This window comes from Bordetella ansorpii (genome assembly GCF_900078315.1).
Taxonomy (GTDB): domain Bacteria; phylum Pseudomonadota; class Gammaproteobacteria; order Burkholderiales; family Burkholderiaceae_B; genus Bordetella; species Bordetella ansorpii.
Genome location: NZ_FKBS01000014.1, coordinates 369,991 through 395,409, shown reverse-complemented (window position 1 = coordinate 395,409; position 25,419 = coordinate 369,991). Strand labels below are relative to the sequence as shown.

Annotated in this window: 21 protein-coding genes; 8 read left to right on the top strand and 13 right to left on the bottom strand. The window is 63.1% G+C overall.

Going from position 1 to position 25,419, the window contains the following annotated elements:
* Positions 1-16 precede the first annotated feature (16 nt).
* The 3 genes from A7W11_RS09475 to A7W11_RS27375 all read left to right on the top strand — a co-directional run bounded on the left by A7W11_RS09475 (position 17) and on the right by A7W11_RS27375 (position 5,066).
* Complete coding sequence (locus A7W11_RS09475) at positions 17-598, top strand: ABC-three component system middle component 1 (RefSeq protein ID WP_218188582.1); 582 nt, start codon at positions 17-19, stop codon at positions 596-598.
* Positions 595-3,570, top strand: coding sequence for an AAA family ATPase (locus A7W11_RS27380; protein ID WP_156523036.1), 2,976 nt, complete (start codon positions 595-597; stop codon positions 3,568-3,570). The genes A7W11_RS09475 and A7W11_RS27380 overlap by 4 nt, the downstream gene beginning before the upstream one ends.
* A 98-nt stretch (positions 3,571-3,668) precedes the next feature.
* The gene (locus tag A7W11_RS27375; protein WP_082887168.1) at positions 3,669-5,066 is read left to right on the top strand and encodes an AlbA family DNA-binding domain-containing protein; all 1,398 of its coding nucleotides are present in this window, start codon (positions 3,669-3,671) and stop codon (positions 5,064-5,066) included.
* A gap of 444 nt (positions 5,067-5,510) precedes the next feature.
* Here the strand turns inward: A7W11_RS27375 and A7W11_RS09465 are convergent, their stop codons facing one another.
* From A7W11_RS09465 to A7W11_RS09455, 3 genes are all read right to left on the bottom strand, one after another.
* The gene (locus A7W11_RS09465; RefSeq protein WP_066413739.1) at positions 5,511-6,896 is read right to left on the bottom strand and encodes an MFS transporter; all 1,386 of its coding nucleotides are present in this window, start codon (positions 6,894-6,896) and stop codon (positions 5,511-5,513) included.
* An 83-nt stretch (positions 6,897-6,979) separates the two neighbouring features.
* A complete protein-coding gene (locus A7W11_RS09460; RefSeq protein ID WP_066410855.1) occupies positions 6,980-7,201 on the bottom strand; it encodes a hypothetical protein in 222 nt (73 codons plus the stop codon).
* Between the two features lie 47 nt (positions 7,202-7,248).
* Complete coding sequence (locus A7W11_RS09455) at positions 7,249-7,548, bottom strand: EthD family reductase (RefSeq protein ID WP_066410854.1); 300 nt, start codon at positions 7,546-7,548, stop codon at positions 7,249-7,251.
* A gap of 193 nt (positions 7,549-7,741) precedes the next feature.
* Between A7W11_RS09455 and A7W11_RS09450 the strand changes: the two genes are divergently transcribed.
* Positions 7,742-8,602, top strand: coding sequence for a LysR family transcriptional regulator (locus tag A7W11_RS09450; RefSeq protein WP_066410853.1), 861 nt, complete (start codon positions 7,742-7,744; stop codon positions 8,600-8,602).
* Positions 8,603-8,612: 10 nt separating this feature from the next.
* Here A7W11_RS09450 and A7W11_RS09445 read toward each other — a convergent pair whose 3' ends face one another.
* Positions 8,613-9,302, bottom strand: coding sequence for an aspartate/glutamate racemase family protein (locus tag A7W11_RS09445; RefSeq protein WP_066410851.1), 690 nt, complete (start codon positions 9,300-9,302; stop codon positions 8,613-8,615).
* A 254-nt stretch (positions 9,303-9,556) separates the two neighbouring features.
* Between A7W11_RS09445 and A7W11_RS09440 the strand changes: the two genes are divergently transcribed.
* Both A7W11_RS09440 and A7W11_RS09435 read left to right on the top strand, forming a co-directional pair.
* Positions 9,557-12,754, top strand: coding sequence for an EAL domain-containing protein (locus A7W11_RS09440; RefSeq protein WP_066410848.1), 3,198 nt, complete (start codon positions 9,557-9,559; stop codon positions 12,752-12,754).
* Positions 12,755-12,975: 221 nt separating this feature from the next.
* On the top strand, positions 12,976-13,323 hold the full coding sequence (locus A7W11_RS09435) for a hypothetical protein (RefSeq protein ID WP_066410846.1): 348 nt from the start codon (positions 12,976-12,978) through the stop codon (positions 13,321-13,323).
* Positions 13,324-13,431: 108 nt separating this feature from the next.
* Here the strand turns inward: A7W11_RS09435 and A7W11_RS09430 are convergent, their stop codons facing one another.
* The 5 genes from A7W11_RS09430 to A7W11_RS09410 form a co-directional block, all read right to left on the bottom strand.
* Entirely contained in the window at positions 13,432-14,193 is a 762-nt protein-coding gene (locus A7W11_RS09430) for a sulfite exporter TauE/SafE family protein (RefSeq protein WP_235816834.1), read from the bottom strand.
* A gap of 139 nt (positions 14,194-14,332) precedes the next feature.
* Positions 14,333-14,752, bottom strand: a complete 420-nt coding sequence (locus A7W11_RS09425) for an SEL1-like repeat protein (RefSeq protein WP_235816833.1) — start codon at positions 14,750-14,752, stop codon at positions 14,333-14,335.
* Between the two features lie 199 nt (positions 14,753-14,951).
* Complete coding sequence (locus tag A7W11_RS09420) at positions 14,952-15,494, bottom strand: ureidoglycolate lyase (RefSeq protein WP_066410839.1); 543 nt, start codon at positions 15,492-15,494, stop codon at positions 14,952-14,954.
* A gap of 25 nt (positions 15,495-15,519) precedes the next feature.
* Entirely contained in the window at positions 15,520-17,853 is a 2,334-nt protein-coding gene (gene bglX, locus A7W11_RS09415) for a beta-glucosidase BglX (RefSeq protein WP_066413736.1), read from the bottom strand.
* 164 nt (positions 17,854-18,017) lie between these two features.
* A complete protein-coding gene (locus A7W11_RS09410) occupies positions 18,018-18,773 on the bottom strand; it encodes an SDR family NAD(P)-dependent oxidoreductase (RefSeq protein WP_066410837.1) in 756 nt (251 codons plus the stop codon).
* 197 nt (positions 18,774-18,970) lie between these two features.
* Here A7W11_RS09410 and A7W11_RS09405 point away from each other — a divergent pair, with 197 nt between their 5' ends.
* The gene (locus tag A7W11_RS09405) at positions 18,971-19,897 is read left to right on the top strand and encodes an AraC family transcriptional regulator (RefSeq protein ID WP_066410834.1); all 927 of its coding nucleotides are present in this window, start codon (positions 18,971-18,973) and stop codon (positions 19,895-19,897) included.
* Positions 19,898-19,941: 44 nt separating this feature from the next.
* Here the strand turns inward: A7W11_RS09405 and A7W11_RS09400 are convergent, their stop codons facing one another.
* The 4 genes from A7W11_RS09400 to A7W11_RS09385 all read right to left on the bottom strand — a co-directional run bounded on the left by A7W11_RS09400 (position 19,942) and on the right by A7W11_RS09385 (position 24,561).
* Positions 19,942-20,340 carry a YidB family protein gene (locus tag A7W11_RS09400; RefSeq protein WP_066410832.1) on the bottom strand — a complete coding sequence of 133 codons (399 nt, stop codon included), beginning with the start codon at positions 20,338-20,340 and terminating at the stop codon, positions 19,942-19,944.
* 72 nt (positions 20,341-20,412) lie between these two features.
* Complete coding sequence (locus A7W11_RS09395) at positions 20,413-20,799, bottom strand: DUF3597 domain-containing protein (RefSeq protein WP_066410829.1); 387 nt, start codon at positions 20,797-20,799, stop codon at positions 20,413-20,415.
* A 168-nt stretch (positions 20,800-20,967) separates the two neighbouring features.
* Positions 20,968-23,442 (bottom strand): mechanosensitive ion channel domain-containing protein, encoded by a 2,475-nt coding sequence (locus A7W11_RS09390; protein WP_412778723.1) that lies wholly within the window; start codon positions 23,440-23,442, stop codon positions 20,968-20,970.
* A gap of 234 nt (positions 23,443-23,676) precedes the next feature.
* Positions 23,677-24,561: a LysR substrate-binding domain-containing protein gene (locus A7W11_RS09385; RefSeq protein ID WP_066410825.1), complete on the bottom strand. Its 885-nt coding sequence runs from the start codon at positions 24,559-24,561 to the stop codon at positions 23,677-23,679.
* A gap of 139 nt (positions 24,562-24,700) precedes the next feature.
* On the opposite strand from A7W11_RS09385, the gene A7W11_RS09380 reads away from it, so the two are divergent.
* Positions 24,701-25,399, top strand: a complete 699-nt coding sequence (locus A7W11_RS09380; RefSeq protein WP_066410822.1) for an FMN-dependent NADH-azoreductase — start codon at positions 24,701-24,703, stop codon at positions 25,397-25,399.
* The last annotated feature ends 20 nt before the right edge of the window (positions 25,400-25,419 follow it).

The window sequence follows — 25,419 nt, the reverse complement described above, 5'->3', positions numbered from 1 at the left end:
GCTAACAATCCCGGACATGGTTGCAGCCATCTCAAAGCGTGCTGAAGGTCGCTACGAAATTTCGTTCCCTGATACGCGTGAATTAGCAGCGCCGTCAATTGCGATCGACTCAACTACGGTGCAACTCAAACGGATCAATCACGAAGGTGCAGGGTGGCGGACTGTGCTGATCGCAGCTTTTCCCTTCGATTCAACGAAAATTCAAGGCGCGTTTCGGTGGGCAGCAGATGTCCGTGACATGCTCGCTGAACCGCAGACAGCTGACCTATATATGTTCATGCTCATCGAAGGCATTGCGTCAGAAGACGCAGCTCGCCTTGAGGCGGACGACCGCTTCTGCAGAAAGATCGTGGTCAGAGGCCACGAAGATGTCGCCTCCTTTCTAGACCGTAGTTTCTTGGCGAGCCTTTCCCCCGCCGGGGGCTCAAATAATCTCAGCGACCCGCTGCTAGGGGCTCTGGCTTCGCTGAGCCTGTCACACTCCTGGGTCGTGCCCCACGTTGAGACGTGGCGAGAATTGCTGTTGTCTGGAAGATCGGGCGGCGATATTGCTGAAGCCTTGAAGGTTGCGGCGTTTGGCGATGAGGAAACCCAATGAAGCAGCTCAAGTCCCTTACGTTATCCAACATCCGAAGATTTGGCAGCGACACCAAGATTGAGTTTAGCCAAGGTGCGACTATCCTCTTGGCTCCCAATGGTACCGGGAAGACGGCAATTTTCGAAGCGATCGAGTTCGGTCTCACTGGCAAGATTTCCCGACTGGGCAAGAATCTATCGCCAATCATTCGCGACACTCAGACCACGGCCGGCGTAAGGCTGGATTTCGGTGATGTGCAGGCCTCAACTCAGGTGAACAAGGTTGGGAACGTTGAAAGAAGAGGCGACCTCAGCCCGCTTTTTCCAGATATAAACCCTGAGGATATTCCGTTTCTACTGAGGCTTACCCATCTACTCGATCAGCGAGAGGGAGAATGGCTGGTAAAGGCAGATGCAAAAATTGCGGGCTCCCAATTGGCACGGCTGCCAATTGGCAAGGATGGCGCACAGGTCAGTTCCGCCCTTGGCAGTATTCGCCGCACACTCACGGAGCAACTGAAGCAGGTCACGAGCACGTTCGAAGCACTCGAAGCCGAACTTGGTGAGTGGCAAACCTTGACCCTTGACCGGGATCTGGCTGCCTCCCAGTTTCAGGGCGCCCTTCGTAGCAAAGAAGACATCGCTAAATCCATTTCCGACGTCGCGCGACAGACGCAAAGCTTCGATCAATTGCCCACAGGCCTACTCGTGCCGCCGCTGGGCCAGGATGGCTTGGAAACAGTGCGCGATGCGTTGGAGCAATTGGTACAAACCAAGCTGGACCAACTTCGTGCTCAACTCACGGCGCTGGTTGACGTTGACGGACTCATAAGCCGATTCATTTCTGAGCAAGAACGTTCAGAACAGTTAGGTAAGGAACTAATCACCGCTGCGGAGGACCTTACACAAAAAAAAGAGAATCGTGCCCTAGTCACCGTCAATCATGAGCGACTCCAACAAGAGTTAGTGAAGGCTGAAGCTGAACGTGATGCAACTGTTCAGCAGCTCAATCGACTTATGAATGAGGCCCAGGCCAAAGAATTGGTCGAACAGCGCAAACAGATATTGGAGATCGCTGACAAGGCTCTGACCGACGCCGAGTCTTTAGCCTCCACTCTACGTAGCAAACATGAAGGTAACAAGCAGCTCATCGCCCAACACGAACTTATCGACACTCAACGCAAAGCGTTGCTGTCAATAGACGCTGACCTTCTCAGCGCTCATCAACTTGTAGAACGCTGGGAACAGATACTTCAGCAAGTTACGGCTAACGCGAACTCCGTCAAGGAAGAAAAGACAAAAGAGAATTCTCTTCAGGAACGACTTCAGAACGCGATTTCCTCAAGGGTGTCAGCTGAGGCCCAAGAACTGGCCGCGAAGAGCCAACATGAATCCTTGACGTCGACCGACGATTTGATAAGGCAAGCCGTGGCATCAATCGCGGCCCACCTGCCAAGCGATCGTGGTGACTGCCCCTTATGTGGTGAAGAGCACGGAACAGTAGGCCTTCATGAGCGTATAGCTAAGGCTTTGGATGCTATCAATCCTAGAATTGTCGACGCTGAAAGACACGTCAAAAAAGCAACGGATGCTTTGCGTGAATGCACAGAAGCGGTGACACACGCCGAAGCAGAATTAAAGGCATGCAAGGGTAGGGTTGTTGAACTAGAGCGCCAAAGGGCCGACCTAGATGCGGAAATCAACGATATCAGGATGAATACCCTGCTCGAGGGCGATACCGTATCCCTCGCGAAAGAGTCGCTCCGACGCCGCAAAGAGGCCAATTCCTCCGCTAAGCTCCAGCTCGACGAGAAACAGCAGAATCTCGCGGCCCCACCAGCCCGCGAAGCCTTTGAACAGACGAAAAGCGCCAACGACTCGGCTGTTCGTGCGTTAGATTCTGCACGGCAGGCCCGATCAGAAGCCGGCAGCAGGCTCGAGCAAGCGACTGCCGCACTGGCTGCAATTACTGCCGACGCTCCGCCTGCACAAACGCTCGACGAATTGTCTTTGGCACAAAACCAAATTGCCAACCGGATTACAGATCTGAACGCTAAGGTGAAAGCTGAGCAGGCCGCATTGGATAGGCATCAGCTTCAATTGAACGACGTCGCTACAAGGGTAGCTAGCCTAGAAGTGCAGCTCGCCGATACACAGGCTCGGCTTGCTACGGGCCGAGCCTCTTGGCGCCAGCTGTCGTTACCCGGCGATCCAACTGCGGAGGTTGCGAGCAGTCGTGAGGCTCAATTGCAGTCCACCATCAGCGAGTTGTCTCGACATTCAGAAACGCTACAGACTCTTAAAATCGAAATTGGTGCTTGGCGAAATTTGGATCATACGCGTGTCGCTCAGAGTCTCCTGGATCGTCGTCGAGGCGAGCTCTCGGAGGACGAATTCATTGCCAATCTTCGCCAGCGGATAGCGAAAGAGCAATCGCATACACAACGTCTGCAGCTATTATCCGGCGCAATGGATACGCTCAATCAGCACCTTGCCTCTGAAATTGCAAATGTTCAAAAGCACGTGCTCGCCGTAGTGCCGCGGTGGCAGGCTCTCTTGAAACGAGTGGTCAGAGAACAGCGTTTTACCGGGACGAGCCTGGATTTTTTCAGCTCCTATAGAAAGGAGCGTGCTGAAGTTTCGGTTCCGCTGCACGGAGAGTTAGTTCCGATTCCAGTGATAGCCAGCGAGGCCCAACTGACCGATGTGCAGCTAACTTTCCTGCTATCAATGGCTCTGGATCACGAATGGTCCTCGTGGCGCGGTCTACTTCTAGACGACCCCACTCAGCACCACGATTTGGTACATGCAGCGTCTGTATTCGACGTGCTTCGTGATTACATTGCCGATCACGGTTTTCAAGTCGTAATTGCGACTCATGACGCCCTTCAAGCCCGTTACTTCATGCGCAAGCTAAAGAATGACGGTATACCAGCACGTCTGTGGTTCCTCGTCCCAACCTCTGAAGGCGTCAAAGTGGCAGAAGCCCTTTGATCGGCAACCAGTTCTAGCTTTGGAGCGACATCAGCCATTTTTTGCGCGTGCATCGCTCGGTACAGTACCTCTTTCTAAAAAATACGGAGCGTCGGTTTATGTCCCCCTATTCCCCTTTTAATAAAAATATTCGGGACATTGAGATTGCAGACCTGAAGGAATTGAAGCAAGCGAGTGAAGGTTGGTACATCGAATACAAAAGAGAACCACCAAACGCAGGAGCCATCGCGAAATCTATTTCGGCATTTTCCAATACATACGGAGGCTGGCTTTTCATTGGAGTAGAAGAGGAATCGAAGGAAAACCCGGTGGCTGGCAAATTTCCCGGGGTTCCGCGACGCGATGTTGATTCGTCACTACAACGATTGCGAAAGTCAGCGACTGACCATTTAAACCCAACGCCTCACTTTGAAACAAAGGTGCTATGGGGGCCAGACTCGGATACTGGACTCGTCGATGATCATGCAGTCATTTGCGTATGGGTTCCGCAAAGTATCTCCGCACCACATATTCACAAAACTGGACAGATCTATCGTCGCGTTTCGGATGCCTCGGAACCTAAGCCAGAAAACGATCGCTTCGTCTTGGACCAACTATGGCGTCGCGCAGATGAAATCAAACAGTATCACAGAGAGTGGTATGAACGAGATCCCGAGTTCTCGAAGGGAGAAGAGGATAGACCTTACGTCCGTCTAATGCTAGTCGCAGATCCATGGGCAGAACGGGATGTTTGGATCGACTCCGATAATGATGAGGTGCGTGCAGCGCTCAACCAGGAAGCAGGAATAAGCGCAATTCCGTTTGATAATTTCTACACCTTAGGTGATGAGCTCATTGGAAGGCAACTCAATGGAAATGATCCTCAGAACCTCACACTGACATGGCGCCTCCGAAGGAACCTGATCAGCGACGTGATAATTCCGCTACCTCTGTCCGAACCAGATAATGTGGACATACTCAAGCTAGACTTTTATGGCTATGCGAACGTGCAACGCTTAGTTTGCCTACTCAAAAAATATCAAAGTGGCGCGACTCGGGTAGTCGATATTAACTACCTCTTCAACATCCTTATCGGGGTGGCTGAAATTCAAGAGCGACTTTGCAAGCTCGCCGATTGGCGAGAAAACTACTTTATAAAAGTGAAACTTCTGAACTCCTGGAGAACAATACCGTTCGTTGACATTCCAGAGGTACTGGATAGATTTGACAAACATGGCCCTCCGATGTGTCTTGATTCCATTATTTCCGTTCCACGGCAAACAGGCCCCGACAAGTATATTGAAGTCCTCCGACATGATGATGTCGAAAATCACGAAGCAAAGATGCTACTTCAGGCACTTCGCATGTTTATGCCACTTGCTCTGTCATATGGAATTCCAGATTGGTTGCCTTACGACGAAAATGAGAACAGAACACCGTATTTTCGATCATTGCAAGAGGCCGGCCGTAGCGCACTTGAAGTGCAAAAGAACCGGAACGACAGACACAATAAATAGCTGCGAATCGAGTACCTCAGTATTCGCAGACTTAAGACGCGATATCTGCCTGCAGCTCTGATGAGCGTATGCGTTCTCGTGTGCATTGGGATAACGCTGTACCGAAATTTAGGTACAGTACAGGTACAGTGACCAGTTTTCATTAATTCAGGTAAAATACGCTAACCTACTGATTTGAAACTAGTTTCACCTATTTCAATCTACGCTAGAATTCGCCCCATTTCCCTGTAGAAACACTGTAAATTACCGACTCAAAATCCCCCGCCGCAAGGCGTGCCGGTTCGATTCCGGCCTCGGGCACCATAGATAAATCAAGCACCTACAACGAAAACGCCTTCCTGCATGGGAAGGCGTTCCGCATTCGTACCGTACGACGCTCCGTATCTTCGCCTGCCATCTCGCGTGTCGCTGTACCCACACCGCAACATAGGCCCGGCATATGCCTCATGCTGAAGATGGCTCCCTCCGCGCCAGCGTAACGCCCAGTCCCGCACCAACAGCCAAGCACCCGGCAATGCAAGCCACAGCTACGGCAAACGCATGCGTAATCCCTTCAGGCCCCGTCACCCCGCCCATCAGGTCATAGAAAATCCCCCCGATCACCGCGACGCTCAGCGCGGTCCCGAGCTGCAACGTCGAAGTCACCACCCCGGCGATCATCCCCGAATACGCAGGGGCAACCCGCCCCGTCACCATCCGCATCAAGCTCGGCATCCCCAGGCCTTGTCCAAAACCGGCAACGAACAGGATGACGGCAAGCGGTGCGGTCGCCGGGACCGTACCCACCGGCGTCGCCCTGATGAGCCCTATCAGCGCAATCATCCCCGCAGCCTCCAAACCCAGCGCAACCGGATTGACGTAAGCGCCGACCATCCGCCTGAAGAAAGGCGCCGTCAGTGGCCCCACCAGATATCCCAGCCCGAACGGAAGGAACACGAGACCGGCGCTCAGCGCGGTCGCATGCAGCGCACCCTGCAGATAGACCGAGAGCAGCAGGAAGAAAGCGCCCGTGGCATAGAACAGCAGTGCGATCAGCAACGCGCGGCCCAGACCCGGCGCGCGCAAGGCGACGGGATCGAGCAACGGCGCGCCGCCCGCCCTGGACAACCGGATCTGGTAGCGCCAGAACAACCGCGCCAATACCGGCACCACGGCCAGCGACACCCACGACCACCACGGCCAACCCGCCCCGCGTCCCTCGATCAGCGGCACGATCAGCGCGGCCAGCGTCACCATCGACAAGACCATGCCGCCCAGGTCTGGCCGCTGAGCCTTGGGCGCGCGAGTGTCCTTCAGCAGGAAAATGCCGAACAGCACGACCAACACCACCACCGGCAGATTAACGAGGAAGATCGCGCGCCATCCCAGGCCCAGCAGGTCGAGCGAGATGAAGATACCGCCCAAGGCCTGCCCAATGACGGATGCCAGCCCGAAGACCGCGCCATAGATGCTGAACGCCAGCGGCTTCTCCGATTCGGGAAAGATGGCCTGCACCGAGGCCAGCGCTTGCGGCGCCATCACGGCCGCCGTCACGCCCTGCAAGGCGCGGCCGGCGACAAGCATCCACGCAGACGACGCGAAACCGCACAGGGCCGAGGCCGCGGCAAAGCCGAGCAGGCCGATGAAGAACATGCGGCCGCGCCCATACAGGTCACCCAGCCGGCCACCGGTAGCCAGCGTCACGGCATACAGCGCCGCATACGAGGAGATGACGAGCTGCTCGGCCGAGGACGAGGCGCCCAGGTCTCCCTGGATGGACGGCAGCGCGACGTTGACGATAAAGAAATCCAAGGGGGGCAGGAAGGCGCCGACCAGCAGGATGACGAACATCGCCCAGCGGCGCGGCTCGGGCGTGGAGCCCGCATTGCGGCACGCGGCGGCCCGCAACGCCGCCGCGGAACAGATCGCGGTACTCATGGCCGCCCTCCCCGTTCACTAGTGAACTTCGCCATGGCGGACCCGTCCCGGTCGCCCCATCCGGCGTCGACCGCCTCACCCATGCGGGCATGGGCGGCATCCAGCATGGGCCAGATGCGCGCGCCGATGGCCGGCACGAAGCCAATGCCCGCGGCCTCATGAGCGGCCGCGAGGTTTCTTGCCATGACCGAACCCATCGCGCCCAACCCGATATCCATGATCGTGGCCTCCTGTGCAAAAGATGGCGTTGGCGAAAAGCCACCGTTCAAAGCGGCACCGCCAGGCTGCGCTGCGGCTTGAGTTCGGTAACGAGATCGACGTCGGCCATCACCCGCGCCGTTTCCGGCGAGGCCAGCGCTGCCTGCATGGCTGCCTCGTCGCGGAAGACGCAGATGCCGACGGCGAGCACGCCTCCGCCGTCGTCCGGCGGGAAGAACCCGTGGGCTCGCTTGAGCCCATAAGGCCCCCAGCACTCGCGCACCAACGGGAAATGCACGTCGATCCAATGCTTGCGGTTGAAGGGTGTGTCGGCATTGCCGGTGTAGGTCACGTACATGGTGGTCATGGGAACCCCTCGGGATTCGGGTTTGGCCGCGATAGACATGCGCGCCGGGCGCCGATCTGCCAGAAAACAGACACTTGTCCAACGCACCGCGCCGCCTGGGCGACGCCAGTCCGAGAAAGCTTAGGACTACACCTTTTGTTCGAAAACTGACAATATTGCACTTCAGCCGTTCATTTTTGTTTTGGGTAGCAACATGGAGTGGAGCGACGTCAGAATCTTCCTGGCCATCGCCCGGTCGGGCACGCTGGGCGGCGCCGCGCGCGCCCTGCACCTGAGCCATCCGACTGTCGGGCGCCGCCTGCGGGCGCTGGAAGCCGCCACCGGCCACACGCTGTTCCAGCGCACCGCCGACGGCTTCGTACCGACCGAGGAAGGCGCCGGCATCGTCGCGCTGGCGCAGCAGATGGAAGAGGGCGCGCTGGCGCTGGAGCGCAGGCTGGCCGGACAGGAGCAGCAGTTGCAAGGCAGCCTGCGCGTCTCGTCGGCCGACTGGTTCGGCGCCTATGTGCTGCCGCCGGTGGTCGCGGACTACACCCGCGCGTATCCCCACGTCGACGTCGAGGTGCTGACGGGCACGCGCCTGTTCAGCCTGGCCCAGCGCGAGGCCGACATCGCGTTCCGGATCGTGCCGTTCGACACGCCAGACGTGGTGCAGCGGCGACTGGTCAAGTTGCCCTATGGCGTCTACGTGGCGGCGGGCTCACCCGAGCCCATCTATGGCGATGGCGCGGGCTTTCGGCTCATCACGCACGACACGTCGACGGGCAAGTTCCCGGACATCGATTGGCTGAAGGAGAAGTTTCCCAACGCCAGGACAGTCATGCGGTCGAACAACCGCAACGTGCAGGGACGCATGTGCGGCATGGGCATCGGCATCGCCGTGCTGCCACAAGTCGTGGGCAACCAGATGCCGGGCCTGCGCCGGCTGAACCTGCCCGCGCAGCCGCCCCCGCGCGACATCTGGATGGGCTATCACCGCGACATGCGGCAGCTTCAGCGATTGCGCGCCTTCATCGCCATGGTGACGCATCACGCCGAAAACCTACCGTCCTGAGAACAGCCTGCTATTGCAGGGCCCAGTCGATGGCCACCTCGCAGTGGATCAGGGTCGTGTCGAAGACGGGAACGCCGACATTGCCCGTATCGAGCAGCATGCCCACTTCGGTGCAACCCAGGATCACGCCATCCGCACCCTGTTCGATCAGCCGGCCAGCGATGGCCTCGTAGATCGAACGGCTGTCGTCCTTGACGATGTCCTTGCACAGCTCGTCGTAGATGATGCGATGCACCTCCGCCCTATCCGCTTGGCCGGGAATGACGGGCCGCAACCCCGCGGCCTTCAGGCGGTCGACGTAGAAGGCCTGCTCCATGGTGAATGCGGTGGCCATCAGGCCGGGCGTGCGCAGGCCCGCTGCCGTGATCCGCTGCGCGGTGGCATCGGCAATGTGCAACAGTGGGATGCCCACGTCGTCCATCATCTGTTCGGCCAGCTTGTGCATCGTGTTGGTGGCCAGCACGATGGCGTCGGCCCCGCCGCGCGCCAGCGCGCAGGCCTCTGCGTTCAGGATACGGCCCGCTTCGTCCCACTGGCCGCGGGCCTGCAAGGCTTCGATGCCCGCGAAATCCAGTGAGCGAATCAGCAGCTCAGGTGAATGCAGCCCGCCCAGCCGCTGGCGGGTGATGTCGCACATCGTACGGTAGTAGGTCTGCGTCGAGGCCGCGGACATGCCGCCCAGGATTCCGATGGTCTTCATTGCGTTCCGATTCAGGGGTTCGTCGTGGCCGGGGCCTCTGCCTGACAGGCGAGGCCGTCGCCCGGCCACCACACAGAGGAAAACGCCCCCTATCTGCATGCGCCAGAGTGCGCTATAAGACCTGAAGATTACAAAATGTATAAACCGGTCGCAAACGCACCCAAACTGCGCAAAAAATAACCATGACCGGATAACCAAAGGGGAGAGACGCAGAGGTCCGTAAAGGATTATCCGTGGCTCAGTCTGTCTGAAGCATGAAGCGCAATTTCTTTTTCCGGCTGTTGGCGCGGCTCAGAGTCGGCCGCAAGCTGCTGTTGATCTATCTGCTGGACCTGACCGCGGTCGTGTACATCAGCGGCATCCTGATCCACGAGAAGTACATCTCCATCGATTTCTCCGACAAGGAGATCCTGGGCAGCGCCTACATCGCCACCGTGCGCGACACGCTGGTGGACGTCGCGTTGGCCAGCACGGGGCAACCCCCGTCACCCGACGCCCTGGCGCAGGCCCAGTCCGCGTTGAAACAGGCCGAGGAACACTACGGCGACCGCATGGAAAGCGCGCAGTTGAACGAGCGCCTGCGCGCCCAGCTGGATCAACTGTCCCAACTGCCTCATCCCGATCACGATGCGCTGGCGCAGGCGCTGGATGCCTGCCGCGCGCTGATCACCCGCGTGGGCAACCAGTCCAACCTGATCCTGGATCCGGACCTGGACAGCTACTACGCGATGTCGCTGTCCATCCTGCGGTATCCGGCCCTGCTGGATTCGGTGAACAGCATCGGGCATCTGCTGCACAGCGCGGACCCCGCCCTGCAATCGCATGAGGCCATGCGCGCGCGCTATCTGCTGCTGGAAGGCCAGCTGGATGCCGTGTTGCAGGGCCTGCGCTCGGATTTCTCGGAAGCCCGCGCGGCCAACCGCCAATTGGGCGAGGCGCTGGCGTCTTCCATGCAACACCTGCTGGCGGCCATCGACGCCTATCGCGACTCCGTGCACGTGGTGCTCGACGGCGACGGCTCGACGCGCGATGCGCAGGCGCTGGCCGGGTCGGACACGACGCAACGCGTGGTCGTGCGGGCCGTGAACGATGCCTGGATCGTGACCGGCACGCAGCTCGATGCCCTGCTGCACGAGCGCGTCGGCGGGCTGTATTCACGCATGTGGCTGCACCTGGGCACGGCACTCTTCCTGCTGTTCAGCATCCTGTGCATGGTGTATTTCGTGGCGCAGCAGATCTCCAGCCCGTTGCGGCACCTGGCGCGCGTGATGGACAAGGTGCGCCGCACGGGCGACCACTCGCAGCGCGCCTCCTGGAGCAGCCAGGACGAGATCGGCCAGCTGGTGCGCGGCTTCAACGAGATGCTGGAGCAGCTGGACCGCGAACGCGACCTGCAGAAGGAACTGGCCGCCACGGCGCGCGCCTCGGCCGCGCAGCACTCGCTGGTCGAGGCCACGCCGGTGCCGATGATGGTGACCTCGGTGCCCGGCCACGAAGTGCTGCACGCCAACCAGCCCGCGCTGTCGTGGCTGGGCGGCCGCACGACGGACCCGTGGATGCATGGCATGGACTCGTCGGTGCGGGCGCGCTTCTTCCAGCAGTTGTCCGACCACGATGCCGTCGATGAGTTCGAGGTATTGTGGAAGGCCGGCGACGAGCCCACCTGGGCCATGCTGTCGGCGCGCCGCCTGGATTTCCAGGGCCGCGACGCCATCCTGACCGCCTTCACGCCGATCAACCAGATCAAGCTGATGGAGCAGCGGCTGGAGCTGTGGGCGAAGGTCTTCGAAGCGTCTTCGGAATCCATCCTCATCCTGGACGAAGAATGCAAGCTGCTGAGCGCGAACGCGGCCTTCTACCGTTCCACCGGCTTCAGCACGGCGGACGTGCTGGGCAAGGCGCCCGCCTTCATCCAGGCCGAATCCGGCAACGGCGCGGTGATGAAGAACCTGGCGGGCTACGTGGAGCGCTCCAGCACCTGGAGCGGCGAGGCGCAGATCCGGCGCCGGCATGGCCGCGAGTATCCGGCCTGGCTGATGATCAGCGCGGTGCGCGACAAGCACGCCAGCGTGTCGCACTACATCTGCACGCTGATCGACATCACAGACCGCAAGAAGAGTGAGGCGCGCATCCGCTTCCTGGCCGAGCACGACGTGCTGACGCAGTTGCCCAACCGTGCGCTGTTCACCAAGCGGCTGGCCGCGTCCCTGGATGCCGGCGAACAGGCGTCGCGGCGCTGCGCGGTGCTGTTCATCGACCTGGACCGCTTCAAGGACATCAACGATTCGCTGGGCCATCACATCGGCGACGGCCTGTTGAAGTCGATCTCGCGCCGCCTGCTGCAGGCGGTGCGCAGCGGCGATACCGTCAGCCGGCTGGGCGGCGACGAGTTCACGGTCATCCTGAATGGCGTGACAGACCGCGCCGACGTGGAGGCGTTGATCGCCGACCGCCTGATTCCGCTGGTGCGGCAGCCGCACGAGATCGCGGGCGTGACCTTGCAGGTGTCCTGCAGCGTGGGCGTGGCGCTGTATCCGGACGATGGCCTGGACATCGATACGCTGATGCAGAACGCGGATGCGGCCATGTACCAGGCCAAGGCGGCGGGCCGCAACACGGTGAAGTCGTTCTCGCCCGAAATGGCCGAGCGTTCGCGCCAGCGGCTGGCCATCGAGGCCGGCCTGCGCACCGCCGTGGCCCAGCAGGAACTGGCGCTGGTCTTCCAGCCCTGCATCGATGCGGACACCGGCGAACTGGTGGGCGTGGAAGGCCTGTTGCGCTGGACCTCGCCCACGCTGGGCGCGATCGCGCCCTCGCACTTCATCCCCATCGCGGAAGAAACCCGCCTGATCATCCCGATCGGCGCCTGGGTGATCGAGGAAGCCTGCCGGCAGATGGCGGCCTGGCGTGCGCAGGGACATCCCGAAGTGCGCACGTCCATAAACCTGTCGGCCATCCAGTTGCGCGAACCCGGCCTGCTGGACACGCTGCGGCACAGCCTGCAGGCGCATGGCATCGGCGCGCAGTGGCTGGAGCTGGAGATTACCGAAACGGTATTGATGAGCCACGCCGAGAGTTATCTGGAAGCCATACGCGGCATTCGCGCATTGGGCGTGACGCTGTCGCTGGATGACTTCGGAACGGGTTATTCGAGCCTGAGTTATCTGAACCGTTTTCCGCTGGATCGCCTGAAAGTCGACCAGACTTTCGTGCGCGACATGCTGCACGGCCCCGCAGACCTGGCCGTGGTGAAGGCCATTATCGAACTGGGCCACGAGCTGGGATTGCGGGTGGTGGCCGAAGGCGTGGAACGCGAGGAGGAAGCGCAGGCGCTGCGCAATATCGGCTGCGATGAATTGCAGGGTTATCTGTATGGCCGTCCGATGCCGGGCGCGCAGGTACCCGCATGGCGGCAGGCATGGAAAGCGCGGCGCGTTGCTGCGGAAGCGTGAAACACGCCGGAACTGCCTCATCGGATTGGCATCGGAAACGGGGATTTTTTCGAACGCATCCACTTCCCGAGCAACATATTGCCCATTAACGCAACAATTACTCACTCATTTTCAGACCGTATCAGACGTCATCAACCTGCACCGTGTATACACTTGCGCCCGTCATCTGGGATGACGGGCCATGCGCTCCTGTCGAGAACTACACAAAACGGAAAGTGACCATGTCTGGAAAATTGAATCGCCATCTCCGCAACGTCCTTATCACCGTCGCAACGGGTTTGACATTGACGGCGTGCGGCACCACCCAAATGAATATGATCGAAGTGCAGACCGCCACGGCAAAAACGCTGGGCCTGGCTTCGTCGGATGAAATCACGATCTCGAACGTGCAATATGGCGAGAAGAATTCGCTGGGTGGCCAGAAGGTCAGCTACGACGCCACGACGGCACGCGGTCGCAATTTCTCTTGCACGGCATTCATGATTCCGGGCCTGACGCCCTTCGACAAACCGACGTTCAATGATGGCGAATGCCATCCCAGCACCACCACCAGCAAGAAGCGCAAGTAAGGCTGAAGCCGATGGCCATTCGCGGCGAATGCCCTGAATGCCATCGGCAATTGATTCAGATCAATATCGTCATTGCCCTGCAGCCATCCACCGCGTTATCCGCGATGGCTACATCGACGACAGGATCGCCTCGACGATCTGATACAGCCCCAGCAGGATCAGGCTGTTCATGAACCACACGCGGAACGTCTGCGGCGACAGGCCGCGGCGCAATCGCGTGCCCGCCCACATGCCGGCCAGCGCGGGCAACAGCATCAGCAGCGACGCCCCCGCGGCGCCCGGCGCGTAGCCGCCGTTCAGCCACAAGCCACCCGCCAGCGCCACGGTGGAAACCGTGAACGACACGCCCATTGCCTGGATCAGCCCGTCCCTGCCCAGCCCCAATGCCTGCAGATAAGGCACGGCCGGCACGACGAAAACGCCTGTGGCCGCGGTGACCACGCCGGTGACGGCGCCCACCAGCAAGCCGGCCCACCCTTCGGATGCCGGGTCGATGGCGGGCGGCTTGCCGAACAATCCCCACAGCGCATAGGCCACCAGCGCCACGCCGAGCGCGGCCGAGGCCAGATGGCCCGAAGGCGCCCCCAGCAGCCAGGCGCCGCCCAGCGTGCCCACACACACGCCGATCTGCATGCCACCGATGCGGCGCAAGAGCGGACCCAGGGTATTGAGCGGGCGGGCCTGCCAGACGTTGGTGAAGAACGACGGCACGATGAGCAGGGCCGCGGCCTGCGCGGGCGGCATGAACAGCGCCAGCAACGCCATGGAAATCGTCGGCAGGCCCAGGCCCACCACGCCCTTGACCATGCCCGCCAATATGAACACGGCCGCTACGAAACCCCATGTCCCGGCCGGCAAGCCGGAAGCCATTGCTGCAAGATCCATCCGATTACCCATTCCTATGTGGCATGCCGATACAGCCGGCTATTCTGCTTGCCCCGGGGCCGGCAGGCGTATCGGTATTTGCTTGAGCGTGGTTCAGGCTGGACTTGAGGCTCAGAGGATTCATCTACGGGCATACCACGCCGCCTTGCCCATGCGGCCGGCCCGCCAACGCGCGAGGCAAGCTGGCGGAGCCACCGTTGGCGGCCGCCTGGCGCAACCAGTACCGCGCCTCGCAAGGGTCCGTGGCGATCTTCTGCCCATACAGCGAGGGGCCGCCGAGCAGCACGACGCCCAGCATTTCCTGCGCGGGCAGATGCCCCGCCCCGGCCGACGCACGCAGCCAGCGCAGCAAGGCGGGATAGTCCTCTTCGGTCTGCGCCTCGAGCGCCATGCCGTACTGCTGTGCGGGCGACAGCGTCACGCTGGCATCGGGACGCGCCTGCGCGGACAGGGGAAGCGCCGCGGCAAGACACGCCGCGAGCATCGCAAGCCCGAACGCGGCGTGCTTCATACGAACCCGCATTGTTGGAAACAGCGTCTTCATGGCATGGCTCCTCGAAGAACCGGAGCGTTCGGCTCCGGTTGCCCGCACACGGGATATGTCCGGTGCAGGCATTCTGGCAAGAATGCCGATGCGAGCGTGATTCGGAATTTCAGGACCCTGGCTCAAGGCGAACCTGAGCCAGCGCCCTTTTCTGCGCCAGGCCTTGCGCCTCACGCACGCCGCTGATCGCGTGGCCGGGTCAGGCCGGGGCCAGCGTGTATCCCTCGAACGGCACGATGGCGCTTTCCGCCGCGGCCTGCTGGCCGTTCAGATGCGCGATCAGATCGGCGGTGGTGGACCGCCGGGTCAGCATGAGGCACGCGACTTCGCCAGGCGCGGCGATACGGGTCGCATGCCAGCACCCCGGCTTCATGCAGATGCCCTGGCCCACCGGCACCTCGAACGCCGCCAGGGTGGCCGCATCGGGCAAGCCATCGGCCCCGCTGGCCGCCACCACCTGGATGACCGGCCCCGTCAACGGCACGATCGCCTGCTGCGTCAGCAGATGCACCTCGAGATTGCCGACGGCGCGGTCCGCGTTGCGGTAATTCACCCACAGCACCTCGGGCTCGCCGCCGGCACCCGTGTCGAACACGTGCTCCTGCCAGAAATCGGTGGCGGAATTGCTGAACACGGGCGTTCCCGCATCCGCGGCGGGCACGGGTTTGCCCAGCATCCAGCCGTACGGGGCAAAGGCATCCGCTTCCAGCTTGCGTATACCCAACGTTTTGATGCCTTCCATGAAACCTCCAGCCTGTGGCGTGACGTTATCGCAGCACGAAACTGGCGGCGTTCGCATCGCGCGAATCCAGTCCCAGGTACACGTTGAACTGTCCCGGTTCGACGTTGAAACGCCCCTGCCCATCGTAAAAGCCCAGTTGCGCATCCCCGATCTCGAAGCTGACCACGCGCGATTCGCCCGCCTTCAGGAACAGCTTCGAAAAACCCTTCAGCTCTTTCACCGGACGGCTGATCGAGGCCACGGGATCCTGCACGTACAGTTGCACCACGGTTTCGCCATCGCGCTGTCCGCTGTTACGCACCGTGACGCTGGCCGTGAGCTTGCCGCCGCGCGCCAGTTGCGCCGTGGACAGCGTCACGCCGGAAAGATCGAACGTCGTGTAGCTCAAGCCATAGCCGAACGGATACAGCGGCCCGTTCTCGTGATCGAAATAGCGCGAGGTGTACTTGTTGGGCCTGGCCGGATCGAAGGGCCGGCCAGTGTTCAGATGGTTGTAGTACAGCGGCACCTGTCCCACCACGCGCGGGAAGGTCATCGGCAGCTTGCCCGACGGGTTGTAGTCGCCGAACAGCACGTCGGCGATGGCATGGCCGCCCTCGGTGCCCGCGTACCAGGTTTCCAGCATGGCGTCGGCATTGGCGTCTTCCCATTCCAGGGCCAGCGGCCGGCCATTCATCAGCACGATCACCAGGGGCTTGCCTGTGGCTTTCAACGCACGCAGCAAGGCGCGCTGGCTGTCGGGAATGACGATGTCGGTGCGGCTGGACGCCTCGTGCGCCATGCCCTGCGACTCGCCCACCACGGCCACCACCACGTCGGACGCGCGAGCGGTCTGCACGGCCTCGTCGATCATGGCCTGCGGCGTGCGAGGATCGACGTCGACGTCCTGCTCGAACTCGTTCAGGTACGTCACGATGCGGGCATCGTCGATGACGTTGGCGCCCTTGGCATAGCGCAGCGTGGCGCGGCCGGCGGTGGCTTCGGCCAGGCCTTGATAGACCGACACGGCCTGGCGCGCCTTGCCCGCCGCCGACCAGTTGCCCATGACGTCGCGCTGGCTCCTGGCCAGCGGGCCGATCACGGCGATCGTGCCCTGCTTGCGCAACGGCAGCGTGTTGGCGCTGTTCTTCAGCAGCACCAGGCTGCGGCGCGCCACGTCGCGCGCATCGGCGCGGTGCAGGCGGCTCTCGGCATCGGTGTCGGCGGGATCGTCCGCCGCCTGGCCCACGTGGCGATAGGCATCGCGGAACAGACCCAGGTCGTACTTCACGCGCAGCACGTCGCGCACCGCGCGATCGATATCGGCAATGGCGACCTCGCCACTTTTGACCAGCGGCTCCAGGTCCTGGCCGTAGACCTTGTCGTTCATGCTGAGATCGGCGCCGGCCTGGATGGCCAGACGTGCGGCATCGCGGCCGTCGGCGGCCACGCCGTGGCGCAGCAGCTCGAGAATGGCGCCGTGGTCGCTGATGGTGATGCCCTTGAAGCCCCACTGCTTGCGCAGCAGGTCCTGCAGCAGCCACTTGTCGGCGGTGGCGGGCACGCCGTTGACGGCGTTCAGCGCGATCATCACGCCGGCCGCGCCCGCGTCGATGGCGGCCTTGTAGGGCGGCAGGTAGTCCTGGTACATGCGCTGCGGGCTCATGTCCACGGTGTTGTAGTCGCGCGCGCCCTCGATGGCGCCGTACAGGGCGAAGTGCTTCACCGAGGCCATGATGGTGCCGGGCGCGGACGGATCGTCGCCCTGGTAGGCCTTGACCAGCGTGGCGCCGATCCGCGAGGTCAGGTACGTGTCCTCGCCATACCCCTCGGAGTTGCGGCCCCAGCGCGGATCGCGCGAGATGTCCACCATGGGCGAGAAGGTCAGGTTCAGGCCGTCCGCGTTGGCCTCGATGGCCGACACGCGGCCGCTGCGCGCGATGGCGTCCATGTCCCACGACGACGCCAGGCCCAGCCCGATGGGAAACACGGTGCGGTGGCCGTGGATCACGTCGTACGCGAAGAACAGCGGGATCTTCAGGCGGCTTTGCATGGCCGCGTCCTGCAGCACGCGGATGTCGGGCCGGGTGACGGTGTTGAAGATGGCCCCGACCTGGCCCGTGCGGATCTCGTCCAGCAGCACTTCCTTGTGCGCGTCGGGGCCCGCATCCACGCTGCGCAGGCGCAGCTGGCCGATCTTCTCCTGCAGCGTCATGCGCTGCATCAGGCCGTCGATATAGCTTTCGCGGGCTTGCGCGGCCTGCCGCGTGGGCGCGGTGTCGGGGCCGGACAGCGGCTGGGTGGGTTGTTGGGCGCAGGCGGCCAGCAGCGCGGCAGCCGCAAAGGCGGCCAGCCGCTTCAAGGAGAAAAGCCTGGTCATGGGCGAAAAGTACATGCGGGAAATGGAAAGCGCCGGACCGGAAAGCCGACGCCTGAAAATCGCTTGAACGCAGCGCGCAGTGTGCCATACCGCCACCGCGCACGCGCCTGCGGTTTCCCCCGCTTGCGTTGCCCCGATGCCCGCGCACCGGGGCAAGCGCCGCATCACACGAACATGCCGCCCGACACCTCGATGCGCTGCGCGGTCAGCCAGCGGTTCTCGTCGCCCAGCAGCGCGGCGATCATGGGTCCGATGTCGTCCGGCACGCCAGCGCGGCCCATGGCGGTATTGCTGGCCACCAGCTTGTTCAGGCCGGCATCGTCGCGCACGTGTCCGCCGCCGAAGTCGGTCTCGATGGCGCCCGGCGCCACCGCGTTGACGGCGATGCCGCGCGCGCCCGCCTCCTTGGCCAGGTAGCGCGAGAACACCTCGATGGCGCCCTTCATCGACGCATAGGCCGCGTAGCCGGGCATGGCGAAGCGCGCCAACCCGCTGGAAAGATTGACGATGCGGCCGCCATCGGCGATCAGCGGCAGCAGCTTCTGCGTCAGGAAGAACACGCCCTTGAAGTGCACCCGGTACAGGCTGTCGAAAATCTCTTCGGACATCTCGGCGATCAGGCCGCCCGCGCCATGGCCGGCGTTGTTGACCAGGTAATCGAAGCGGTCACGGCCCCAGGTGGCCTGCAGCACGCGGGCGACCTCGGCGGCGAAGGCGGGAAAGCCGGCGCTGTCGCCGGTATCCAATTGCAGGGCCACGGCGCGCGCGCCCAGGGCCTGGATCTCGGCCACAGCGGCGTCGGCCTCGGCGCGATTCGAGCGATAAGTGATGATGGAACCCGTGCCGCGGCGGGCCAGGCTGACAGCGGTGTTACGGCCCAGGCCGCGGCTGCCGCCGGTGATGATGGCAATCTTTTCCATGGCGTTTCCAGAAATCAGAGGGCGATGAATGGGAAGAGCATGGGGGAAAGTCTATGCCTGGGCTCGCCCGCCAGAAATATCGGATCTCTCGAATTTCATGCCTGATCCTACAAACCGCGATACGCTCGCGCGGGGCCTGAACTAGAATCCTTACCCAGGCGCATACATTCCCGTGCCATCCGCCGGAGCCCTCTCTCATGCCGCAATCCGCGCTGAAAAACGCCATCGCCCGCTATCTCGATGCCCGCCATCCGGGCGAGGACGGCGCCTTCGCCACCGCCATCGACGGCCTGGTGCTGATGCGCAACACCCGCACGGACATGCTCAATCACATGATCTACCGCCCGGCGATGTGTCTGGTGGCGCAGGGCGCCAAGTGCGTGATGCTCAATGACCAAGTGCTGCATTACGCCGAGATGCAATCGCTGGTGATCAGCGTCGAGTTGCCCGGCGTGGGCCGCATCACCCAGGCTTCGCCGGACCGGCCCTACCTGGCGATCGCGCTGGAGTTCGACCCGCTGATCCTGCGCGAGGTGCTGGCGCAGTTGCCGTCGCAACCCGCCCCGGCCGAACCCGGGCTGGGCCTGTACGTGGAAGACACCGACGCCGCGCTGGCCGACTGCATGCTGCGCCTGGTGAACGTGCTGGAGACGCCGGCCATGCTGGCGGTGCTGGCCCCGCTGCTGATGCGCGAGATCTGCGCGCGATTGCTCACCGGTCCCAATGGCGGCCGGCTCTGTACGCTGGCGCTGCCCGCCGGCCATGCGCAGCGCGTGGGCGAGGCCATCCGCCTGCTGCGCACCGAGTTCACGCGCGCCCTGCGCATCGAGGAACTGGCGGCCGCGGCCAACATGAGCACGTCGTCGTTCCACCAGCACTTCAAGCAGTTGACGTCGATGACGCCGCTGCAATACCAGAAGCAATTGCGGCTGCTGGAAGCCCGCCGGCTGATGCTGGTGGAAGACGCCAACGTGATGCGCGCGGCCTATCGGGTAGGCTACGAAAGCCCGTCGCAGTTCAGCCGCGAATACACGCGCATGTTCGGCGTGCCGCCCAAGCGCGATACGACGGCGACACGCCACCTCGGCGCTGCGGCAACGGCCGACTACCGGGCCGCCGTCTAGGGCCTGTCGATATTGGTTGGACGGCCCCCTGGCCGCCCGGACACTCAGCCTCGGCGCAACTGCGACAGCGCGCCGATCAGCGACCCGACGTCGAAACCCTTTGCGTCTTCGGCGGTTCCGCTGGGGGTTGCCTGATCGACCAGATTCGGCAACAGGCCTGTCAGCGACTGCAGGACGCTGTCGCGCGGCTGGCCGCTTTCCTGGGCGATGGCGTCGACAACCCCCCGGTCCAGCACGCCGTCGAGCTGCTGCGCGCTGACGGACGCATTGTCGCCGGCACCCGTCCAGGACTGGACGATCCCGCCCAGGCCGCCTTTCTCGAAATCGGCGATCAACCCCGAGATGCCGCCCGGGTACCGGGCCAGTTGCTTCAGAACGATCGGCAGCAGGCCGTTTTCGTCACCCGCGCCGAGCGAGCCCGTCAAACTATCAAGAAGTCCCATGGCTGAACCTTTCATGCGGAAGAAGAGGACGCGCCGGCCACGATGTGTGGCAGGCGCTCGTTTCCAGCCTTGTCAGGCCTGCAGGTCGGCAGGCAGCTTGCCACCGTTGGCGGCCAGCTTGGCCATGACCTGCTTGTGCAGCCAGATGTTCATCGCGGCCGAGTCGTCGGTGCTTCCGGTATAGCCCAGCTCATAGGCCAGTTCCTTGCGCGCGGTCAGGCTGCTATCCAGGCCAAGCAGCTTCAGCAGGTCGACGATGGACGTCTTCCAGTTCAGCTTCTCGGCATGCTGCGCCTGCATGCCCAGAAGCACGGCATCGACGTCCACCGGTGCGGCGGCGGGCGTCTGCGCGGCAGAGGGGGCAGCGGCGGTGGCGTCCGGCGCCGTCGGTGCGGCATCCTTGTTGGCGGGATGATCGGAGGGGAAGATCTTGTTGAGAATAGTAGCGAAGATGCTCATGGATATCTCCGTTGGGCGGCACTTGGCCGCTGGGTCTGGACATCGTTTGCGCCGCTGCGCTTTCGGGATTCAGCGCTGAGCAGCGCGCCCTAGCATAGCGGCCCGCCACCGCAAACCCGGCGACAAACACATTAGGTTTCAATTGGCATGACGCTGGCGGGCCGTCGATCAAGGGCTGCGCGTCTCCTTCGCGTCGGAGGATTCCGCGTCGTTGCGCGCCTCCAGCTCGTTGCCCAGCACATCTGCCGGGTTTTCCTCGCCCTCATCCCGTGTCAGCGCACGCCGCGTATGGCCGGCCGCGCGGGCCGTCTCGCCCACCACCACTTCAGGCTGCTGCGACTGCATGGCCACGTTGGCCGGCGGCGCGTAGCCCTGCTTGTCCTGACCGAAGTAGACGACCATGTGCGGATACGGCAGCTCGATGCCGGCGGCCTCGAAGTGCTTCTTGACCAGGCGGTTGTAGCCGCGCTGCACGGCCCACTGCATGCCCGGCGTGGTCTTGATCAGCACGCGGATGGTGACCCCCTTCTCGTTGACTGCGGTGACGCCCGGGATGGTGATGTCCTCGATCACTTCGGGCGACAGCACCGGATCGGTCATCAGCTCTGCAAACGCATTGCGCAGATGTTCCACCGCATCGTCCACGCTTTCGCGGTGGGCGATGGTGTACTCACCAAGGTGATATGAAAAATCACGCATGTGGTTGGCAACGACATCCACCGACGAGAACGGCACCAGGTGATAGCCGCCGTCCAGCGTGCGGATGCCCACGGAACGGATGGTCATCTTCTCGACCGTACCGAACACGCCCGCGACCTGCACGACGTCGTTCTCGTTCATGCCGTTTTCCAGCTGGATGAAGACACCGGTGATGATGTCCTGCACCAGCTTCTGCGCGCCGAAACCAATGGCCAGGCCGACGACACCGGCGCCGGCGATCAGCGGGCCGATGTTGATGCCGATCTGCGACAGGATGATCAACGCCGTCATGGTGACGATGACGATCAGCGCGGCATTGCGGAACAGCGACAGCAGCGTGCGCTCGCGCGCGCTGGGCATGGGACGGCCATCGACCTGCGTCAGGCGATGCTCGATGAAGCTGGCGATCACGGTCCAGGCCAGTGCCGCGATCAGCAGCACGATGACCACGTTCACCACCATGCGGATCGCCGTGGCGCCCGCGTCGGAGGCCAACCAGTACGACAGGTCGAAGGCGCGCCAGGCGTCCAGGATCAGCAGCAGCACGACGATACGGATGATCCAGCCGATGATCTTCAGGCCGGCCGGCACGTAGGAGTTGACGCGTGCCTCCAGCATGGGCAGGCGGCGGCGCAGGTCGTCGGACAGCTGGATGGGCCTGCCCAGGAAGGTGTTCATCAGCAGGATCAGCAGGCTGCCGCCCCCGATGGCCAGCAGCGTCTGCACCGTTGCGTGCGCCATGAAGGGCAGCGCGTTGACCGGATCGATCTGGCTGACCACCAGCAGTACCGTGAAGTAGGCGATGCCCAGCAGGTGCCAGATGCGCGACAGGAAACGCAGCCGCGATCCCATGAAAGTGGTGGCGCTGGTCGCGCGGTTTTCGAGGCGCTCGCGCACGATCTGGCGGTTCTGCCAGATGCCGCGCACGGCGTACACGTACACGATCAGCATGATGATCATGCCGGCCAGGCGGCCCAGCGCGGGCGACAGCGTGGCGGCCAGCACGGGATCGACCAGCATGGTGCCGTAGCCCGCGCCCGCGGCGATCAGCACCAGCCAGCCGTTCCAGTATTTGGCGGGGCCATCGGCCAGCGACACCAGGCGCAGGTGCGGATGGCGCACGGCGAACACGGTGCGGATCAGCACCTTGACGATTTCCACGGCCACGAAGGCCTTCAGGAAGACCAGCGCCAGGGCGTCGAGCGTGCCACGGCCCGGCGTGGTCCACAATGCCGCGCTGCTGCCGGCCATGGCAGCCAGCAGCACCACGGCCACGTCGATGGCCAAGGCGCCGATGATGGCGCCCGCGCGGCGGTAGAGCACCCTGAGGCTGGCGTGATGGCCAGGCTCGGCCACCGCGACGCCTTCATGGCCCAGTTCGCCGACCCAGCGGTCGATGCGGCCATAGATGCGCATGGCGATCATGCGCAGGATGGCGAAGGCGATCAGGGTGACCAGGATGGCCAGGGCCAGCGGCAGCAGCGCCTGGCTGGCCGTGCCGGCTTCCAGGCGCAGGCTTTGGCCCGAGGCCAGCGCGCGCATGTCGTCCACGCCCTGGCCCATGTCGGCAGCCACGCCGGACAGGAAGCGCTGGGCGCCGTCGGTGATGCGGTCTTGCAGGCCTGGGGTGGCGGGCTGGCCGGCGACGGGCGTGCCGCCGGGCGTGGCGGGAGTGGCATTGGCCGCCGATGGGGCGTTGCCGGTCGCGGCATTGGAGGCCGCAGGCGCGTTGCCCGTTGCGGTCGATGCGCCGCCACCCGGCACCTGCGCGCGCAATTGGTCGATCAGGGTCTTTCTGGTGTCGGGATTCTCGAGCAGATCGGCCAGCGCCGCCGGTGTCAGGCCCGACGCGGCAGCCGGCGCCTGTTGCTGCGCCGCCGGAGGATTCGCAACCTCCGCCGCCATTGCCCGCGCCGACATGCAACTCAACAGCGCCATCAGCATCGCCGCGGCCCACCAGGGCCGCGCCCGCATGTGCCGCCACAGGCCGGCGGCGTGATTCCAAAGAAGGATGACGGTCGATGCTGTCGCTGCGAGTCGAACCACTAACAAATCTCCTGTTCGAAAGGATGCAAGGCGGTGGCCGGACGGGGCCGCGCATGCGGATGCGCCGGATCCGGCCCTGCCCGATGATAAATCCCCGGCGGCGACAGGCGCCACCCACCCCATTACGAGACGCTACACGGGGGCCGCCTCTTTCAGCAGCCAGCGCTCCACCGCTCCCGCGGCCTCGGATCTCGGGCCCTGCCCGGGCCGCACCACGTAATACGCCATGCCTTCCAGCGCCGGCCCGATCGGCGCCTGCAGCAGGCCCAGCTTCAGTTCCTCCTGCACCAGCGCCAGGCTGAGCAGGGCCACGCCCTGCCCCGCCACCGCTCCCTGGATCGCATGGCTTTCATCGGAATAGCGGATACCCGCCGACACATCGAGCCTGGGCTGACGCGCGACACGCGCCCATTCGGCCCACGTCAGATCGACGGGCAGCTTGCGGTGCCAATCGAAATGGATCAACGCGTGCCGCCGCACGTCGGCGGCCTGCCGGATCTTCAGATGCGGACTGGCGACCGGCGCGTAGCGGTCGCGCATCAGCAGCGTGGCGCGCAGCCCGGGATATGCGCCCGTGCCATAGCGGATCGCCAGGTCGGCCGTGCCGCCGTGCAGATCGACAGGATCGTTCGAGGCATGCACCCGCAGATCCATGCCGGGATGGTCCGCCTGGAACGCAGCCAGGCGCGGCACCAGCCAGCGCGCCGCGAACGCGGGCGTGGCCGACAGCGTGGCCGAGGGGCGCTCGCGTGGCCGCAACCGCTGCACGCCGGCCTCGATCGCGGCGAATCCTTCATGCACCGAGGCATACAGCGTCTGACCCGCAGGCGTCAGCTCGATGGCTCGGGTCTTGCGGACGAACAGTCGGCAGTCCAGGCTGGTTTCCAGCACACGGATGCGATGGCTGATCGCGGTGGCCGTCACCGCCAGTTCATCGGCGGCGTGCTTGAAGCTGCGCAGACGCGCGGCCGCCTCGAAGGCATGCAGCGCAACCAGGGAAGGCAATCGGGAAGACATGGCGCACCCGCTTTCCAAAGACGATATACATGAATTTATCTCATTCGTTGGTTGAGAAAGCATCGTTTGTCCTGGTAGCTGGACGGAGCGGACACTGGCGGTACGGATGAATTTTCATGACCCATCGGAGCCCTTTGCCATGACCACCCTCCTGCACATCGACGCCAGCGCCCGCAGCGGCGCATCCGGCGCCCAGCCGCACGGCTCGCACACGCGTCGCCTGACGCAGCGTTTCGTCGAACAATGGCTTGCGTTGCACCCCGGCGCCACCCTCATCCGCCGCGACGTCGGCGCCCATCCACCCGCGCCGGTGACAGGCGACTGGATCCACGCGGCGTTCACCCCCGAGGCCCGGCGCGAAGCGTGGATGCACGAGACGCTGGCGCAGAGCGACGAACTGGTCGACGAACTGCTGGCCGCCGACGTCATCGTGGCTGGCGTGCCCATGTACAACTTCGGTCCGCCCGCGCAGTTCAAGGCCTACATCGACAACATCGTGCGCGTGGGCCGCACCTTCGGCTTCGACCGCCAGCGCGCGGGCGACCCCTACTGGCCGCTGCTGGCCGGCCAGGGCAAGCAACTGGTGGTGCTGTCCTCGCGCGGCGACCATGGCTATGGCCCCGGCGAACGCATCGCGCATCTCAACCATGTGGAAACCTCGGTCCGCACCGCGTTCGCCTACATGGGCATCACCGACGTGCATGGCGCGGCCATCGAATACGACGAGTTCGGCGATCAGCGCCTGGCCGATTCCATCGCGCGCGCCGAGGCGAAAGTGGATGAATTGTCACGGTCGGTGTGCCCGCGAGAATCCATGTTGCGGCATGGGATTTGCTGATTTTCCAGGGTTTTCAACGC